The following is a 17,222-nucleotide window of genomic DNA, read 5'->3' as shown; positions in this document are numbered from 1 at the left end:
TTCCCGCCTTGGATCACGCCGATCCCGCTTGACCCATGCGGAAGGACCGGGCGAGCACGAGGCCGCCGGCGAGCAAGATGGCGACGGCCTGCGGGAAGACCAGCGTGACGAGGAAGGTCGCAAAGGACAGCCTGAGGGCCAGGACCATGGCCGAAAGCGCCATCGCGGTGAGCACAAGGGCCGTTCTCCCTATCCCGAGAGGCCGCCGTGGCCGGCCTGCGCCCTGCCGTTCGGGCCCGCTCCCGTCGCGCTGGCGCAGGAGCGTAAAGGTGAGGACGGCGACGAAGGGTCCGAGCGGCAGGATGAGGAACTGGATCACGGCCGCGAACCGCAGCGCCCGGGCGGCCCAGCGGTGGCCGAGGAGAACCCCGGCCCCGCCGAGAAGGCTGGGGCCTGCGTAGAGACCGAGGACGGGCAGATAGACGTAGGTGATGATCGGGGTGACGAGGCCCGGATGATCCCATTGCCCGGCCCGCAGCGCCGCAGTGAGCGGCACTGCCACCTCAAGGGCGGCAAGGCCGCCGATGATGAGATGAACGCCCGCGAGAAGGTTGCGCGCGCTTGTGTCCGTGTCCTGTTGCCCGCTTTTCATCTGTGCCACCCGGTTCCGGCGGCGACCTCGTGTCGCCGCGATCGGGGCACCCTCGTCGACCCGCGTTTCGCCCGTATTTCCGGTGGGTTGCCGGACGCGCCAGCCCCACGCCGCAGGTGGCGCTAACGCTGCGCCGCGTCGGCGAGGATGAGGTCCGCAGCCTTCTCGGCGATCATGAAGACCGCCGCCTGGGTGTTGGCGGAGACGATGGTCGGCATGATGGAAGCATCGACGACGCGCAGCCCCTCAAGCCCGCGCACCCTGAGGCGCGGATCGACGACCGCCTTCTCGTCCGCACCCATGCGGCAGGTGCCACAGGCGTGATAGATGGTCTGGCCGTTGCTGCGCGCGAATTCGAGCCAGTCGTCATAGCTGCGGCAGTCGGGGCCCGGGCTCATCTCGTGGGCGCGGAAGGCGTCCATGGCCGGCTGCTCGACGATGCGGCGCGCGATGCGCATGCCCTCCACCATGCAGTCGCGGTCTTCCTGCGTGGCGAGGAAATTCGGCCGGATCACGGGCGGGGCGAGCGGATCCGGCGAACGGGCGTGGATGCTGCCGCGCGATTCCGGCCGCAGCTGCGTGACGCCGATGGTCATGCCCGGCTCGCGGTCGAGCTTGCGCTCGGCGGCATTGGCATAGCTCGCGTGCATGAAGAAATACTGGATGTCCGGCCCCGCAAGCTCCGGCCGCGTCCTGACGAAGCCGTGCGCAAGGCCGGTGCCGAGCGTCAGGATGCCCTTTCGCGTCAGGAAATATTGCGCGACGGCAAGCGCGAGGCGGTAGCCGCGCGTCGCCTCGTTAAGCGTCACCTTCTGCTTCACGCGCCAGTTCATGCGCGTGCAGAAGTGGTCCATGTAGTTCGCGCCGACCCCGGCGAGCGCGTGCCGCACCGGCAGGCCGAGCGCGGCGAGCACCGCCGGATCGCCGACGCCCGAGAGCTCGAGCAGCTGCGGCGTCTGCATGGCGCCCGCGGCGAGGATGACCTCGCCGCGCGCCTTGACGCTGACGTCGCGGCCGCCGCTGCGATAGGTGACGCCCGCGGCGCGGCGGCCGTCGAAATCGACGCGCAGGACATGCGCATGGGTGCGAACGGCCAGGTTCGGCCGGCCGCGGGCCGGGCGCAGATAGGCATCGGCCGCACTGACCCGCCGGCCGTTCCGCTGGTTGACCTGGTAATAGCCGAAGCCCTCCTGGTCGCGGCCGTTGTAATCGCTGTTGCGTGGAAAGCCGGCTTCGCCCGCCGCCTTGATGAAGGCCTCGGCCAACACCGGCCGCTCGGCCACCGTCGTGACGGCGAGCGGCCCATCGCGGCCGCGGGTCTCGTCCCCCGCACCGTCGAAGGCCTCCAGCCTGCGGAAATAGGGCAGGACGTCGTCGAAGCCCCAGCCGGTGCAGCCCATCTGCGCCCAGGTGTCGTAGTCCTGCGGCTGGCCGCGCACGTAGATCATGCCGTTGATGAGCGTCGAGCCGCCGAGCCCCTTGCCGCGCGGGATGGCGATGGAGCGGCCCTTGACGCTGTCCTCGGGTTCGGTGGCGAAGCGCCAGTTGTAGACGTCATTGACGAGCAGCTTGCTGAACCCGGCCGGGATCGGGATCCAGAAGCCGCTGTCACGCCCGCCGGCCTCGAGGAGGAGCACGCTGTGCCGCCCCCCGGCACTCAGCCGATCGGCGAGGACGCAGCCGGCATTGCCGCCGCCCACGATGATGAAATCGAAGGTCTCCATGCTGTCCGTGCTCATCGCTTCACCGGCCGGCGCATACCTGTCCTGCCCGCCGTCACGCCAGCGCCTCCAGCGCCGCCGCATCGAGCGGCCTGCCCTTCTCGGCCATCGTCCGCGCAAGGCCTGCGGCGATCTCGGCCGGCCCGGCGAAGGCGGCGCGCTCCAGCACCTTGGAGATGGTCGGCGAGGCTTCGCGCCCGTGTACCCGCTGCACCGGCTGATCCAGCCAGTCGAGATAGCGGCGCTGGATCTCGTCGGCGAGCATGCCGCCGTAGGACGTGCCGCGCGCACCCTGCTCGACGATGAGGACATTGTGCGTGCGGCGGATGCTGTCGCCGATCGTCTCCCAGTCGAGGCTCAAGCGGTCGAGCGTGCGCAGGTCGATGACCTCCGCGTCGAGGCCGAGCGCGTCCACCGTCTCCAGCGTGCGGTGAACCATGGCGGAATAGGTGAGGACGGTCATCTCGGTGCCGTGCCGCACGATCCGTGCCCGGCCGAAGGGGACGAGATAGTCGAGATCGTCCGCCGGCACCTCGCCCGTCATCTGGTAGAGATCGACGTGCTCGATGACGAGGACCGGGTCGCGGCAGGCGAGCGCCGCGTTCATCAGCCCCACGTAGTCGAAGGGCGTCGCCGGCGCCACGATGCGCCAGCCGGGCGCGGTGGCGAAGACGCCGGCGGGATCGAGCGAATGCTGGGACCCGTAGCCGGTGCCCATCGCGATCTTGGTGCGCAGGACGAGCGGCACGTCGGTGTCGTCCCCGAACATGTGGCGCGCCTTGCCGATCTGGTTGAACACCTGGTCGGCCGCGACCCACATGAAGTCGGGATACATGAACTCGACGATCGGCCGGTAGCGCCCATCGATGGCGAGCCCGCCGGCAAGGCCGGTGAAGGCGCCCTCGCTGATCGGCGTGCCGAGCACGCGGCCGGGATGGGCATCGGCGAGGCCACGCGTCGCCCCGTTTGTGCCGCCCTTGAGGCGATGCACGTCCTCGCCCATGAGGACGAGCGAGGGATCGGTGGCGAAGCGGCGGTTGAGCAGGTCCGCGATGGCATCGACGAAGCGGCGCTCGGCCATGGCGAGGCCACGCGCCTCCTCCTCGCTGCGACGCCCGGGCGGATGGGCCGGCAGGGGCGCGCGGATGCCGACGTCGACGAAGGCCTTGTCCGGCCACAGGCCGGGGCGGATGCGCCGGCGGTTGGCCTCGGGCTCGACGAGGCGCCCGGCGATGTCCCGCATCAGCGCCTCGCAACGGTCCCTGAGATCGGCAACGGCCGCTTCGTCGATGAGCTTGCGGCGGATCATCTCGTCGGCGGTGCGCTTGAGTGGATCGCGCGCGCGCCACGCCGCCTCCTCCTCCTTCGGCCGATAGCCGAAGGCCGAGCCCGGGAAGGGGCCGTTCTGGTGGAAATAGCGGTAGACCTCGACCTCGATGAGCGCCGGGCCGCGTCCCGCGCGCAGCAGCGCCGCCGCCTCCTCGGTGGCGAGATGAACGGCGAGCGGGTCCATGCCGTCGACGCGCCAGGCGGGAATGCCGAAGCCCGGCGCGCGGGCGGAGAGGCGCGCCTCGCGCGTCACCTCGTCGACGCGGGTGGCGACGGCATAGAAATTGTTCTCGACGAAGAAGAGGAGCGGCAACGACCAGGCGGCGGCGAGATTCATGGTCTCCAGCGTCGCGCCGATGTTCATGGCCCCGTCGCCGAAGCAGGTGACCGCGATGTCTCCGGTGCCGGCGAGCTTGTGGGCCATGGCGGCGCCGGCCGCCAGCGGCACCCCGCCCCCGACGATGGCATTGGTGCCGAGCGCCCCGGCCTCGGCCCAGCGCAGGTGCATCGAGCCCCCGCGCCCGTGGCCGAAGCCGGGTTCGAGCCCGAGGATTTCCGCGAGCGTACGGTAGAGAACCCCGTCGACCGCGTCGGGGAAGGCGCCTGTCGGATCGAGCCCCGGCGCCGCATAGGCGAGCGCCTTGGCGAGGAACTGGTGATGCCCGCGATGCGAGCCGTTGATCTGGTCACTCGGCCGCAGGCCGACGATGGAGCCGACCGCCCCGCCTTCCTGGCCGATGGAGGAATGCGCCGGCCCGTGCACCAGCCCTTCGCCCGCGAGCACCAGCACCTCCTCCTCGAAGGCGCGAATGAGATGCATCTGCGCCAGCATCTTCCCGAGGAGAGCCGGATCGGCCGCATCCCAGTCCTCCGGGCCGGTGGCGAGCGCCGTCCAGGGCGCTGCTGCGGACAATGTCGTGCGGGTGACCACGGACGGCTCCTAAAGCTTGTCGGCGATGGGCTCGGCGCGCGGAAGAGAGCGCAGAGCGTCCCCTCCCCCCGCGAAGTGGCGGAGAGGGGCGAGGGGTGGGGGGCTGGCGTGCGCGGCTGCGATGCGATCCCTTGCCCCCGCTGAGATCCTCGGGCTCGCCGGCATGCGGCACCGCCCCCCACCCCGGCCCTCCCCACCGCAAAGCGGGGAGAGGGGGATGGCGGCGCTCCGCCGTTGAGGGCGGCACTCCACCGGTGCCCCGGCTGTGGGCTTTGTCTGCATCATGGCAGCCCCTAGATGTACCCGTAGGCGGTCCAGCCGCCGTCGGCGCCTGCGACCTGGCCGGTGATGGCGGAGGCTTCGTCCGATGCCAGGAAGGCGGCGAGTTGGGCGATCTCGTCCGGGCGGATGAGGCGGCCGATGGGCGTACGACCCTCCATGGCCGCGGGGTCGAGCCGGCCGCGCGCGATCAGCTCCTCCAGGAAGGGCGTGCGTACGTAGCCCGGGGCGATGGCGTTGACTCGCACGCCGTGGCGCGCCCACTCGATGGCGAGCGCCTTGGCCATCATGGCGACGCCCGCCTTCGACACGCAGTAGCCGAGGCGCTCGGGCGCCGCGACCACGCCATACATGGAGGAGACAAGAAGGATGACGCCGCGCCCGCGCGGCACCATGCGCCGGCCCGCCTCGTGCGCCGTGACGAAGACGCCGTCGAGATTGACGCTCATCACCCGCCGCCAGCCGGCGAGGTCGAGCTCCAGCGTCGGGCCGTTCTGCGACACGCCCGCATTGGCGATGACGATGTCGAGCGGACCGAACGCCTGCTCGACCGCATCATAGGCCCGCGCCACGGCGTCCGGATCCTCGACGCTGGCCGTGTGGAGCGCGACGCCCGCGGGCAGGGCCCCGGCCACCTCCGCATCGCGGTCGAGCACCGCCACGCGCGCGCCGCGCGCCGCAAGCAGCCGCACCATGGCGAGCCCGATGCCGGAGCCGCCGCCGGTGACGAGCGCGACGCGGCCGGCAAGATCCTGCGAACGATCCGTGCTCATGCGCGCATCCCCAGGAAATCGGCCATCAGGTCGAGCTGGCATTCGAGCATCGGCTTGCCGGGATGGACGCGGCAGCCGCGCGCCCGGGCCGCGGCCATGAGCGCCGTCTCCGCCGGCTGCATGATGACCTCCGCCACCGTCTGGCCGCTCGTCAGCCCCGTAGCATCGACCGGCAGCGGATCCCCCTCGCGCAACCCCAGCGAGGTCGCGTTCACGACGAGGTCGTAGCCGCCGACGCCGCCCGGCTCCGTCGTGACGGGCAGCGCGGGGAAGGCCTTGCTGAGGCGTGCGGCCAGATCATCGGATTTCGCCTTGGTGCGGTTGGCAATGGCGAGGCGCTTCACGCCCGCCTCGGCGAGCGCGAAGGCGATGGCATTCGCCGCGCCGCCGGCACCGGCGAGGAGAACGCCCATCCCCTTCGGATCGATGCCCTCGCGCTTGAGCCCGGCGACGAAGCCCTTACCGTCGAGCATGTCGGCGACGAGCCGGCCATCCTGTTCGCGACGCACGCAATTGGCGGCCCCGACGCGCCGGGCGGTCTCGGAGGCTTCGTCGCACAGCGCGACGATCGCAGTCTTGTGCGGCACGGTGACGATGAAGCCGCCTAAGTTGCGCACATGCCGCACGGCGCTGACCACCGCGGCGAGCTCACCGGCGCCGACATGCATCGGCACCATGACGCCGTCGACACCGCGCGCCGCCATCATGGGGTTGAGCGCCTGCGGCGTCTTCACGTGGTGGATCGGGTCGGCAAGGATGCCCCAGACCCGGGTGGTTCCGGTGATGTTCATCTTGGGTTCCCGCGGCTGTCAGATGCCGAGATAGGCAGTCTTGATGTGCGGATCGGCGAGCAGCCCGGCGCCCGTGTTCTCGATGGCGATGCGGCCGTTCTCGATGACATAGGCGCGATGGGCGATCTTGAGCGCGTGGAACGCCTTCTGCTCGACGAGGAGCACGGTGGTGCCCATCTCGCAGATGCGGTCGACGATGCCGAACATCTGCTGCACGATGATCGGCGCGAGGCCGAGGGACGGCTCGTCCAGCATCAGCAGCTTGGGATTGGCCATCAGCCCGCGGGCGATGGCGACCATCTGCTGCTCGCCGCCCGACAGGGAGCCGGCGAGCTGGTCGAGCCGCTCGCCGATGCGGGGGAAGAGGTCGAGCACCTCGGCGAAGCGCCTGTCCGCTCCGGCCCGCGCGGCGGGATGGTAGGCGCCCATGAGCACGTTGTCGCGCACGCTCATCACCGGGAAGAGCTGGCGCGCCTCCGGCACCTGGACGAGGCCGCGGCCCACGATGTCGGCCGGCGCCATGCCGGCGATGTCGGTGCCGTCGAACGTGATGCGGCCGGCGCTCGGCTTCACGAGCCCCGAGATGGCGCGCAGCAGCGTCGTCTTGCCCGCGCCGTTGGCGCCGATGATGGTGACGACCTCGCCGCGCCCAACCTCGATCGACACATCCTGAAGGATGACGGTGCGCCCGTAGCCGGCGGTGATGTTAGAGACCTTGAGCATCGACGAAGTCCTCTCCGAGATAGGCCTCGATGACGCGGCGGTTGCGTACCACCTCCTGGGGATCGCCCTCCGCGATGACCTTGCCGGAATCGATGACGACGATGCGGTCCGACAGGCTCATGATGGCCTGCATGTTGTGCTCGATGGCGATGACCGTGACGCCCGTGTCCCGGATGGTGCGGATGAGCTCCACCATCTTCTGGGTGTCGGTCTGGTTCTGGCCCGCCATGACCTCGTCGAGCAGCAGGATCGACGGCTCGGTGGCGAGGGTGCGGGCAACCTCGAGGCGCTTCAGGTCGCCGATGGGCAGGTTGCGCGCCTCGACATCCTTCACGTGGAGGAGGCCGACGAGCCGCGCGATGCGCAGGGCCGCGGCGCGTGCGTCGTCCACCGACGTGTGGCGCATGAAGGCGCCGATCATGATGTTCTCGATCACCGTCAGCTTGCCGAAGGGCTGCACGATCTGGAACGTGCGGCCGACGCCGAGGCGGGCATATTCGTCCGCCCGCGCCGGCGTCACCGGCCGGCCTTCGGCATCATAGATGACCACCGTGCCGGACGTCGGCTTCAGGAAGCCGGAGATCTGGTTGAACACCGTCGTCTTGCCGGCGCCGTTCGGCCCGATGACGCCGAGGATCTCGCCGCGCCGGAGCGTGATCGACACATGGTCGGTCGCCGTGAGACCGCCGAACTTCATGACGAGGTCACGCGTCTCCAGCACCGGCTCGCCGGGCGTGCCCTCCATGCGGCGCAGGGCCGGCGCCTCCCGGTCCGGCGGCACGCGCCGGCCCGGCAGCCTGTCGATGAGGGCCGTGACGCGCGGCCCGAAGGTGCCGGCGAGGCCCCCCGGCAGCGTCAGCGTGATGAGCACGAGCACGACGCCGTAGACGAAACCGTGCAGGCCGTTGGCGGAAGCGCCGAGCCAGCCGCGCGCGAGCTCCGCGATCGGCACGACGAGGACGGTGCCGAGGAGCGGCCCCGCCACCGTGCCGAGCCCGCCGATGAGCGCGAACATGGCGATCGACACGGAATTCGCCAGCGAGAACATCGTCTCCGGCTCGAGGAAGGTGAGATACATGGCGTGGAAGGAGCCGAAGAGGCTCGTCAGCGCCGCCGAGATCATCACGGCCTTGAGCTTGACGCCCGTGTTGGAGATGCCGGCCGCCGAGGCGGCCTCCTCGCGCTCGCGCACGGCGGTGAGGTAGTAGCCGAGGCGCGAGGAGCGGATGGCGTAGGAGATGGCGAGCGTCAGGAGCAGCAGGCCGAAGGCGATGTAGAGATAGTTGATCTTGTCCTGGAAGATCATCCACGTCCAGCCGAGCTTCAGCGGCACGATGAGCCCCGCCGAGCCGCCGGTGAAGCCGTGGAAATGGATGGCGAGCAGGCGCACGACCTCCAAAAAGGCGATGGTCGCGAGCGCGAAGAATGGCCCGCGCAGACGAAAGCACGGATAGCCGATGAAGACCGAGACGGCGACGGACACGACGGCGCCCACCCACATGCCGAGCCACGGCGTCAGCCCGAAGTGCTGGATGAGCAGCGCCGTCGTATAGGCGCCGATGCCGTAGAACACCATGTGGCCGAGCGACAGTTGCCCGGCATAGCCGCCGACGATGTTCCAGGCCGTCGACAGGCCGGCGAAGACGCAGATCGTGACGAAGACGTGCACGATGAAGGGCGAATCGACGACGATCGGAATGACGAGGATGAGCGACAGGGCCGCGAGCGACGTGTAGACGCGCGGGTTGCCGAGCCAGGCCATGAGCGCGGCGAGACGGCCGGCGGGGGGAGCTTCGCTCAACGAGACTCTCACGGTCATGGGCTCACTCCGTGCCGCGGCCGAAGCCGAACAGGCCGGTCGGCTTGAAGATGAGGATGAGGATGAAGATCGCGAAATAGACGACCTCCTTGAGGTCGGGCGCGATGTAGTAGCCGGACAGGCTGTCGACGATGCCGATGATCATGGCGCCGAGAAAGGCGCCGTACATGCTGCGCATGCCGCCGAGCACGACGACGACGAAGGCGGTGAGCACGAAATAGGTGCCGATGGTCGGCGTCACCGGGAAGAGCGGCGAGATGAGCGCGCTCGCAAGGCCGACGCAGGCGGCCCCGAGGCCGAAGGCGATGACGTAGATGCGGTCGACGCGGACGCCCATGAGCTGAGCCGCGTTGCGGTTCTGGGCCGTGGCGCGGATGGCGCGGCCGAGCGGCGTCCTCTGCATGAAGAGATGCAGGCCGGCGACGAGCACGAGCGCGCTCACGAGCATCACCACCTGGGCATAGAGCACGGTGTAGCCGCCGATCGACAGCGGCTGGCGCACGCCGGGCGCCTGCACCGAATAGAGATCGGCGCCGAAGACGAGGAGCGCCAGATTGATCAGCGCGGTGGAGAGGCCGACCGTGGCGAAGATCTGGATGTGCTCGTCGGCCCCGAGAAGCGGCTGGATGATGAAGCGCTGCACCAGCGCCCCGACGGCGAACAGCATGAGCACCATCGGCACCGCCGAGACATAGGGGTGCAGGCCGAGATGCAGCGACAGAAGATAGACCGCATACATCCCGACCATCAGGAATTCGCCGTGCGCGAAGTTGACGACCCTGACGATGCCGAAGATCAGCGTCAGCCCGACGCTGATGATGGCGTACATGCTGCCGAGCATGATGCCGTTGAGGATGAGCTGGACAAGCACGTCCATCGCGAGGCCTCCCGACCGCGAAACATTGTTCTTCGTTGCTGACCGGGGCGCGGCGAGCGCGCCCCGGCTTGGGCGGGCGCGCTACTCGGCTCCGATGCCGGTCTTCATCTCGGCAACCGCGGCATCGGCCGGGAAGACCGTGAGGAGCTCGCCGCCCTGCCACTGCATCAGGAAGGGCGTGGCGCGCTCGTTCTGGCCGGCCTCGTTGAACTTGGCGCCCCAGCCGGTCGCCGTCGTGCCCTCGGCGACGTCAACCGCCATCACCGCCTCGCGGATGGCCGGGGCGGTCAAGTCCTTGGCGGAGGCCATGGCGTCGAGCAGCACCTTGGCGCCCATGTAGTTGGCGAGGCTGTGGCCGGAGCGCGGCGCCGTGCCGTACTTCGCCTCGTACTTCTTCACGAATTCCCCGATGCCGGGAGCGGCCTTGGGATTGGTGCGGTATTGGGTGAAGTCGACGTTGAGCGCTCCTTCCATGTTCTCGGGGCCCACCGCCTGCATGGTGTCGCGCAGGGAATAGCCGCCGCCCGCGCCCATCACGGCCTTGGGCTTGAAGCCCTGCTCCTTCATCTGGCGGAAGAAGAGCACCGTGTCGTTCTGGTAGGAGGTCTGCAGCACGACGTCGGCCCCGGCCGACTTGAGGCGCAGGATGACCGGCGTCAGGTCCACCGACTTCGCCGAATAGGGCAGCGTCTCGACGAGGTTGAGCCCCACCTCCTTGGCGCGCGCCTGCTGGTAGCCGGCGACCGTCTGGCCATAGAGCGAATCCTCGTGGATGATCGCCACCTTGAGGCTCTTGGCGTCGGTGCCGAGCGCCGGCGCCACCGCCTCGGCCACCGCATCGACCATGCGGTTGGCGAAGATGCGCGCCGTCGGATTGGTGCGGTAGACGTTCTTGAAGCCGCGCTCGGTGATCGGATCGGAAATGGCGCCGAGCTCGAAGTAAGGCACGCCGGCAAGTTCGGCGACCTGGGTCGCGGCAAGCGACAGCGACGAGGAATAGGTGCCGAAGATCACCGACACCTTGTCGACGGAGGCGAGGCGCCGCGCCTCGCCCACCGCCTGGTTGGGATCGACGGCGTCGCCCCGCACCATCTCGATCTTGCGGCCGTTGAGGCCGCCGGCGGCGTTGCGCTCCTCGATGGCGAGCTCGAGGCCGCGGAAGCTCTCGTCGCCGAGCAGGGCAAGGCCGCCGGAGAACGGATAGAGCGCGCCGATCCTGACGGCATCCTGAGCGAAAGACGGCGCTGCGGACAGCGCCAGGCCGGCGGCCAGCGCCGCCTTGATAAGAACCTTCATCGTTTCCTCCTTCTACCCCGCGGCGGCGCCGCGCGGGCAGCCCCATGGCAGGCGGCCTCTTGGCAGTCCCTGGGCCGGCGGCCGGTCTTATTGTTCCCGGTCCGGCGCGGATAATGAAGATAACCAAGTTGCCTGACAAGTGGCAAATTGCTACGAACGACGATGATGATTAGATGCGACGGTGGCCCGCTCCCGGGCCGGCCAAGTTGCACAGCCGGAGGAAAGTCCATGACCGTTCCCGCTTCCATGCGGCAGGCCCGTTTCGACGGTGCCGGCGGCCCCGAGGTGATCCGCGTCGAAACCGCGCCCGTCCCGACACCCGGCCCCGGACAGGTGCTCATCGAAGTGGCGGCGGCCGGCGTCAACCGGCCGGACTGCCTGCAGCGGGCCGGCAACTATCCCCCGCCCCCCGGCGCGACCGACATCCCGGGGCTCGAGGTCGCCGGCACCGTCGTCGCCGTCGGCGAAGGTGTGACGAGCCCGCGGCCGGGCGAGAAGGTCTGCGCCCTCGTCATCAGTGGCGGCTATGCGGAATATTGCGTGGCCGACGCCCCGCTGTGCCTGCCCGTGCCGGCGCCGCTCTCCCTGACCGAGGCGGCCGGCCTGCCGGAGACCTATTTCACGGTCTACGACAACCTCTTCACCCGCGGGCGGCTCCGGGAGGGCGAGACGCTGCTCGTCCACGGCGGCTCGAGCGGCATCGGCTCCACCGCGATCCAGCTCGCCAAGGCTTTCGGCGCCACCGTCTACGCCACCGCCGGATCGCAGGAGAAATGCGACTTCTGCCTCGGTCTCGGCGCCGATGCCGCCATCAACTACCGCGACAAGGATTTCGTCGCCGGGGTCAAGGCGCTCACCGGCGGGCGCGGCGTCGACGTGGTGCTCGACATGGTCGGCGGCCCCTATATCGCGCGCAACCTCAGCGTCCTCGCCGTCGAGGGCCGGCTGGTGCAGATCGCCTTCCTGCAGACGAGCAAGGTCGAGCTCGACCTGATGCCGCTGATGCTGAAGCGCCAGACCATCACCGGATCGACGCTGCGCGCCCGCTCCGTCGCGCTCAAGAAGGCGATCGCCGACGAACTGCGCGAGAAGATCTGGCCGCTTCTCGAAGCGGGCAGGGTGCGCCCCATCGTGCACGCCACCTTCCCGCTTGCCGAGACGCGCGCCGCGCACGAGCTGATGGAATCGAGCGCCCATCAGGGCAAGATCATGCTGGAGATGCGCCGTGACTGACGCGAGCTCCCATGCCGGCCGGGTGGCGCTGGTGACGGGCGCCGGGCGCGGTATCGGCCGCGCCATCGCCGATGCGCATGCAGCCGCCGGCGCCGGCGTCATCTACCTCGACCACGACAGGGCGCTCGCAGAGGAAGCGGCCGGGGCCGCAATGGCCCGGGGCTGGCGCGCCGTCGCCGTGGCGGCGGACGTCGCGGACGAGGCGTCGGTCGCGGCGGCCGTCAGGCACGGCACCGAGACGCTCGGCCCCGTCACGCTGCTCGTCAACAACGCCGGCATCTCGCCGAAATCGGGCAGCGCCGGCGGCAAGGCCTTCGTCTGGGAGATGCAGGCGGCCGAATGGCGCCGCGTGCTCGACGTGAACCTGACGGGCGCCTTCCTAGTGACGCGCGCGGTCGTGCCGCAGATGCGCGAGGCCGGTTACGGGCGCATCGTCAGCATCTCCTCCGTCGCCGGCCGCACCTATTGCGACATCGTCGGCGTGCATTATGCGGCGACCAAGGCGGCCCTCATCGGTTTCACCAAGCATCTGGCCGGCGAGCTCGGCCCCGCGGGCATCACGGTCAATGCCGTCGCCCCGGGCCGCATCGACACTCCCCTCATGCGCGGCACGGCCGCGGAAGCAAACGAAGCCGTGCGGCTGGCAACGCCGCTGCAAAGGCTCGGCACACCCGACGAGGTCGCCGGGATGTGCCTCTTCCTGACCTCCGACAAGGCCGCCTTCGTGACCGGCCAGGTCTGCGACGTCGCCGGCGGATGGCTGATGACATGAGCGCGCCCGCAATCCACTTCTCGCAGAAGACCCTGCTGCTGACCGGCGCCAATGGCGCCATCGGCCGCGCCGTCGCCCGCCTCTTCCATGCGCTCGGCGCCAACTGCGCCCTGACCGATCTCGATGTCGAAGGTCTCGCGGCCTTCGCAGGCGAACTCGACCCCGCCGGCGCCCGCACCATCGTGCTGCGCCAGGACGCGGCGTCGCAGGCGGATGCCGATGCGGCGGCCCGGCGCACGGCCGAGCGCTTCGGCCGCATCGATCATGTCGTCACCTCCGCCGGCATCTACCGGGAGCGGCTCGTGAAGGACATGAACGAGGAGCATTGGCGCCGCTCGCTCGCCGTCAATCTCGACGGCGTGTTCTACACCTGCCGGGCCGTCGAGCCGCATCTCGCTGAGGGCGGCGCCATCGTCAACATCGCCTCCATGGCCGGCCACCGCGGCAGCCTCGCGCATGCGGATTATGCCGCCGCCAAGGGCGGCGTGCTCACCTTCTCCCGCTCGCTCGCGCGGGAGCTTGCGCCGCGCGTCAGGGTCAACGCCGTCTCGCCCGGGCTCATCGAAGGGCCGATGGTGCAGCATCTGATGGAGGCGCGGGGCCCGGCGCTCCTTGCTGAGACGCCGCTCAAGCGCCTCGGGACGCCGGACGAGGTAGCCCGCGTCGTCGCCTTTCTTTGCTCGGACTGGGCCTCCTTCGTCACCGGCGAGACTGTGCACGTCAACGGCGGGCTGTACATTGCGAGCTGACGGCGGCACAGGGGCGGGAAAGGCCAGTCGATGCCTGGAATGATGCGATGACCCAGTCCCACGATTTTCTCGACCGAGCCCCCTCGCTCGCCGACACGCTGGCGCACAAGCTCCGCCAGGAGATCGCCGCCGGACGCATGCGGCCGGGCGAACGCCTGCCGACCGAGCAGCAGATCTCGGAACGTTACGGTGTCAGCCGGCCGACGGTGCGCGAGGCCATCGGCCGGTTGAAGCACGACGGCCTCGTCGTCACGCGCCAGGGCGCCGGCGCCTTCATCGCCGAGCCCGGCGCGCTCGCCGTCTTCCGTCTCGATGTCGAGGACTTCACCAACCGCGACGAGATCCGCAACATCGTCGAATTGCTCATGGCCGTCGAGGCGACCGCGACGGAGCTAGCCGCCCAGCGCCGCGGCGAGGAGGACCTCGCCGCCATCCAGGCGCAGCTCGACGCCATGCAGGCGGCGATCGACCGCGGCGAGCCCGGCGTCGACGAGGACATGGCCTTCCATCGCGCCATCGTCGACGCGACCGGCAATCCCTTCTTCCGCGACCTGTCCGACTTCCTCGACAGGCGCGTGCGCCACTTCATCCGCACCGCCCGCGCCAACACGGCGCGCATGGGCGGCCTGACCCAGGCAGTCCAGGCCGAGCACCAGGCGATCTTCGACATGATCGCCAAGGCCGACCCGGCCGGCGCGCGGCGCGCGGCGGAAACCCACCTGCGCAATGCCGCCGAGCGCCTGTCGCTCTATTTCGCGAAATAGCGGCACGGATCGGCGTCCCGCGCCCGCGCCACACCCCGGGAACCATTCGGCCTTCGTGACGTTACCCACGGACGTAACGGAGGCTGCGAGTGTCCGGCGGGCGCGTCCCTGAGCGATACCCCCTGATATCCTCGACTGGCGACGGCAGGTCCGACCCGCCGGAAGTGGCGGTTGCGCGCATGGCCATCCGCCCTCCGCGCGTCGAGCCGCGGTTCACGCGGGCGCACGCCGCCTCACCACCGGACCCTGCTGTTGGACGCCCGCGCCAGGCCTGGGGTCGCGGCCGCCCGGCAACCTGACGAGGAGGGAGATTGCCATGAGAATGATCGGAGCTATCGCCGCAGCATTGGCCTTCACGGCCGGCGGGGCCCTCGCTCAGGAACCCGCGACCGCGACGGCGAATTTCGTCGATGCCAAGGGCGAGGCGAACGGCAACGCCCGCTTGACCGCCGTTCCCAGCGGCGGCGTCCTGATCGCCATCGAGATCACGGGCCTGCCTGCCGGCCAGCGGGTCGCCTTCCACGTGCACGAGACGGGCAGCTGCGACCACACCACCGGCCATGATTCCGCCGGCGGCCATTTCAACCCGACCTCGAAGGAACACGGCTACAAGGTGGCGGGCGGGCCCCATGCCGGCGACATGCCGAACCAGTACGTCGGCAGCGACGGAACGCTGCGGGCCGATGTCTTCAATCCCGCCGTCACTCTGGACAAGGGCGAGGCCGGCATCGTCGGGCGCGCGCTCATGATCCACGCCGAGCCCGACGACTACGAGAGCCAGCCCTCCGGCAATGCCGGCAACAGGATCGCCTGCGCCGTCATCGAATAGCCGGCCGTGACACGGCCGCTCGAACGCCGAGGCCCATGATGGACGAGATCTACTGCGGTCCCGCGCCGACGCCAGCGACCCTGCCGGCGAGCTGGAATATCGACGCGCCCGCGGCCGTCCTGTGCCTTCTCCTCATCGCGCTCTATGCCATGCGGGGCGAGCGCGACCGGCGCGCCGCCTTCGCGCTGGCGGTGCTGCTCGTCGCCGCGCTGTTCATGTCGCCGCTCTGCGCCCTGACGGCGGCGCTGTTTTCGGCCCGCGCTGTCCACCACGTGCTGCTCGTGGCCGTGGCGGCGCCCCTGCTCGCCGCGAGCTTCCCCACCCGCCGCAGCGGCGGCCGGCCAAGGGGCCTCGCGCTCCTCGTCGCCCTTCACGGCCTCGTGTTCTGGGCCTGGCACGCGCCGGCACTCTATGACGCCGCCATCCGCTCGCCGGTGCTCTACTGGCTGATGCAGCTGAGCCTGCTCGGCACGGGCGTCCTCCTGTGGCGGGCGGTGCTGTGCGATACCCGCACCGGCGCCGCGCTCCTCGCGCTGCTCGCGACGGTGGTGCAGATGGGCTTCCTCGGCGCGCTGCTCACCTTCGCCCGGGAACCGCTTTACCAGGCCCATTTCCTGACGACGGCGGCCTACGGCCTCGACCCGCGGCAGGACCAGCAGCTCGCGGGCCTCGTCATGTGGGTGCCGGCGGCGCTGCCCTATCTCGCCGCCGCGCTCTACCTGGCATTCGTGCGGCTCGGTGCCGGCACGGCGGAGCCGCGGGCGGGATGATCTGGCTCAAGCTCGTGCATATCGCCGCCATCGCGCTGTGGAGCGGCGCCCTCATCAGCCTGCCGGCCCTCTACGTCCAGCGCGCGCATGTCGACAGCACGGCTTCCCTCCACCGCCTGCAGGCGCTCGTGCGCTTTCTCTACGTCAACGTGCTGTCGCCCGCCGCCTTCCTCGCCATCGCCTCCGGGACCGCCCTCATCTTCCTGCGCGAGACCTTCGAGCCCTGGTTTTCGGTGAAGCTCGCCCTCGTCGGGGCGATGACCGTCATCCACGTCATGACCGGCCAGGTCATCCTCCGCCTCTTCGACGAGGAGGAGATCTACCCCCTCTGGCGCTTCACGGCGACGACGCTGCTCACGTTGGTCGTGGTGACGTCGATCCTGACCGTCGTGCTGGGAAAGCCGGATCTGCCGGCCCTGCTGCCGGACGCGTTCGGCGAGCCGGGGGCGCTGCGCCGCCTGCTTCCGTGGGTTCAGTCCTTGTCCGAAATCATGAGGCCGATGCCGTGATCGAAGACAAGCTTGCCGCCGTGCCAGCCGGCCATCCCCGTGAGAACCATGGCAAGGGCCGAAACGAGCAGCCCGTGCGGCAGCACCTCGATGTCGCCGGAAAGACGCAGGCCCCAATTCAGGCCCATGACGGCGATGAGGCTCATGGCGGCCACCGCATGGCTCCAGCTCGCCACGCGCACCCGGATGCCGGGCACGAGCAGCAGTTCGGCGGTGCCGACGAGGCCCGCGCCGATGCCGGCGGCGAAGGCGCCGCCCGAGGACCACAGGCCCGCCCGCACCCAGAACGGATCCCCGCTCCACCAGTAGAAGACATCGCAGCCCAGCGTCACGACGACGAGCGCGATGGGGAAATGCACGGTCATGGCATGGATGGGATGGCCGGCCACCGCGACGGTGGAACTCGTGTCCTTCCCCGCGACCTCCTCCATGACCGGATTGGGCGCCTCGCTCTTGTCGTTCATC

17 protein-coding genes are annotated in these 17,222 nt (G+C 69.9%); 7 read left to right on the top strand and 10 right to left on the bottom strand.

Going from position 1 to position 17,222, the window contains the following annotated elements; all coding sequences use genetic code 11:
• Window positions 1-13 precede the first annotated feature (13 nt).
• The 9 genes from GGR16_RS24245 to GGR16_RS24205 all read right to left on the bottom strand — a co-directional run bounded on the left by GGR16_RS24245 (window position 14) and on the right by GGR16_RS24205 (window position 11,131).
• Entirely contained in the window at window positions 14-592 is a 579-nt protein-coding gene (locus GGR16_RS24245) for a hypothetical protein (RefSeq protein ID WP_019401787.1), read from the bottom strand.
• 122 nt (window positions 593-714) lie between these two features.
• Entirely contained in the window at window positions 715-2,331 is a 1,617-nt protein-coding gene (locus tag GGR16_RS24240; RefSeq protein WP_026015073.1) for a GMC family oxidoreductase, read from the bottom strand.
• A 37-nt stretch (window positions 2,332-2,368) separates the two neighbouring features.
• Window positions 2,369-4,573, bottom strand: a complete 2,205-nt coding sequence (locus GGR16_RS24235; RefSeq protein ID WP_040404137.1) for an alpha-ketoacid dehydrogenase subunit alpha/beta — start codon at window positions 4,571-4,573, stop codon at window positions 2,369-2,371.
• Window positions 4,574-4,866: 293 nt separating this feature from the next.
• A complete protein-coding gene (locus GGR16_RS24230) occupies window positions 4,867-5,625 on the bottom strand; it encodes an SDR family NAD(P)-dependent oxidoreductase (RefSeq protein WP_019401790.1) in 759 nt (252 codons plus the stop codon).
• The gene (locus GGR16_RS24225) at window positions 5,622-6,416 is read right to left on the bottom strand and encodes a shikimate dehydrogenase family protein (RefSeq protein WP_183318682.1); all 795 of its coding nucleotides are present in this window, start codon (window positions 6,414-6,416) and stop codon (window positions 5,622-5,624) included. The genes GGR16_RS24230 and GGR16_RS24225 overlap by 4 nt, the downstream gene beginning before the upstream one ends.
• A gap of 18 nt (window positions 6,417-6,434) precedes the next feature.
• Complete coding sequence (locus GGR16_RS24220; protein ID WP_019401792.1) at window positions 6,435-7,139, bottom strand: ABC transporter ATP-binding protein; 705 nt, start codon at window positions 7,137-7,139, stop codon at window positions 6,435-6,437.
• Window positions 7,123-8,940, bottom strand: coding sequence for a branched-chain amino acid ABC transporter ATP-binding protein/permease (locus GGR16_RS24215; protein ID WP_246373297.1), 1,818 nt, complete (start codon window positions 8,938-8,940; stop codon window positions 7,123-7,125). Before GGR16_RS24215 ends, GGR16_RS24220 begins: the two co-directional genes overlap by 17 nt.
• A 22-nt stretch (window positions 8,941-8,962) precedes the next feature.
• Complete coding sequence (locus tag GGR16_RS24210) at window positions 8,963-9,835, bottom strand: branched-chain amino acid ABC transporter permease (protein WP_053193324.1); 873 nt, start codon at window positions 9,833-9,835, stop codon at window positions 8,963-8,965.
• 81 nt (window positions 9,836-9,916) lie between these two features.
• On the bottom strand, window positions 9,917-11,131 hold the full coding sequence (locus GGR16_RS24205; protein WP_183318680.1) for an ABC transporter substrate-binding protein: 1,215 nt from the start codon (window positions 11,129-11,131) through the stop codon (window positions 9,917-9,919).
• Window positions 11,132-11,359: 228 nt separating this feature from the next.
• On the opposite strand from GGR16_RS24205, the gene GGR16_RS24200 reads away from it, so the two are divergent.
• The 7 genes from GGR16_RS24200 to GGR16_RS24170 all read left to right on the top strand — a co-directional run bounded on the left by GGR16_RS24200 (window position 11,360) and on the right by GGR16_RS24170 (window position 16,757).
• Entirely contained in the window at window positions 11,360-12,364 is a 1,005-nt protein-coding gene (locus GGR16_RS24200; RefSeq protein ID WP_053193325.1) for an NAD(P)H-quinone oxidoreductase, read from the top strand.
• Window positions 12,357-13,136: a 3-oxoacyl-ACP reductase FabG gene (locus GGR16_RS24195; protein WP_183318678.1), complete on the top strand. Its 780-nt coding sequence runs from the start codon at window positions 12,357-12,359 to the stop codon at window positions 13,134-13,136. The genes GGR16_RS24200 and GGR16_RS24195 overlap by 8 nt, the downstream gene beginning before the upstream one ends.
• The gene (locus GGR16_RS24190; RefSeq protein ID WP_183318676.1) at window positions 13,133-13,885 is read left to right on the top strand and encodes an SDR family NAD(P)-dependent oxidoreductase; all 753 of its coding nucleotides are present in this window, start codon (window positions 13,133-13,135) and stop codon (window positions 13,883-13,885) included. Before GGR16_RS24195 ends, GGR16_RS24190 begins: the two co-directional genes overlap by 4 nt.
• 47 nt (window positions 13,886-13,932) lie before the next feature.
• Window positions 13,933-14,649: a FadR/GntR family transcriptional regulator gene (locus tag GGR16_RS24185; protein WP_019401799.1), complete on the top strand. Its 717-nt coding sequence runs from the start codon at window positions 13,933-13,935 to the stop codon at window positions 14,647-14,649.
• A gap of 316 nt (window positions 14,650-14,965) precedes the next feature.
• Window positions 14,966-15,478: a superoxide dismutase family protein gene (locus tag GGR16_RS24180; protein ID WP_026015075.1), complete on the top strand. Its 513-nt coding sequence runs from the start codon at window positions 14,966-14,968 to the stop codon at window positions 15,476-15,478.
• A 38-nt stretch (window positions 15,479-15,516) separates the two neighbouring features.
• A complete protein-coding gene (locus tag GGR16_RS24175) occupies window positions 15,517-16,248 on the top strand; it encodes a cytochrome c oxidase assembly protein (RefSeq protein WP_343059947.1) in 732 nt (243 codons plus the stop codon).
• Window positions 16,245-16,757, top strand: a complete 513-nt coding sequence (locus GGR16_RS24170) for a CopD family protein (protein ID WP_019401802.1) — start codon at window positions 16,245-16,247, stop codon at window positions 16,755-16,757. The genes GGR16_RS24175 and GGR16_RS24170 overlap by 4 nt, the downstream gene beginning before the upstream one ends.
• Here GGR16_RS24170 and GGR16_RS24165 read toward each other — a convergent pair.
• Window positions 16,721-17,221, bottom strand: coding sequence for a DUF2231 domain-containing protein (locus GGR16_RS24165; RefSeq protein WP_019401803.1), 501 nt, complete (start codon window positions 17,219-17,221; stop codon window positions 16,721-16,723). The two genes, GGR16_RS24170 and GGR16_RS24165, sit on opposite strands and share 37 nt — an antisense overlap.
• Window position 17,222: the final 1 nt, after the last annotated feature.

Source organism: Chelatococcus caeni (assembly GCF_014196925.1).
Classification (GTDB): domain Bacteria; phylum Pseudomonadota; class Alphaproteobacteria; order Rhizobiales; family Beijerinckiaceae; genus Chelatococcus_A; species Chelatococcus_A caeni.
Note: the sequence above shows the minus strand (reverse complement) of the source record. Positions and strands in the feature narration are given on the sequence as shown.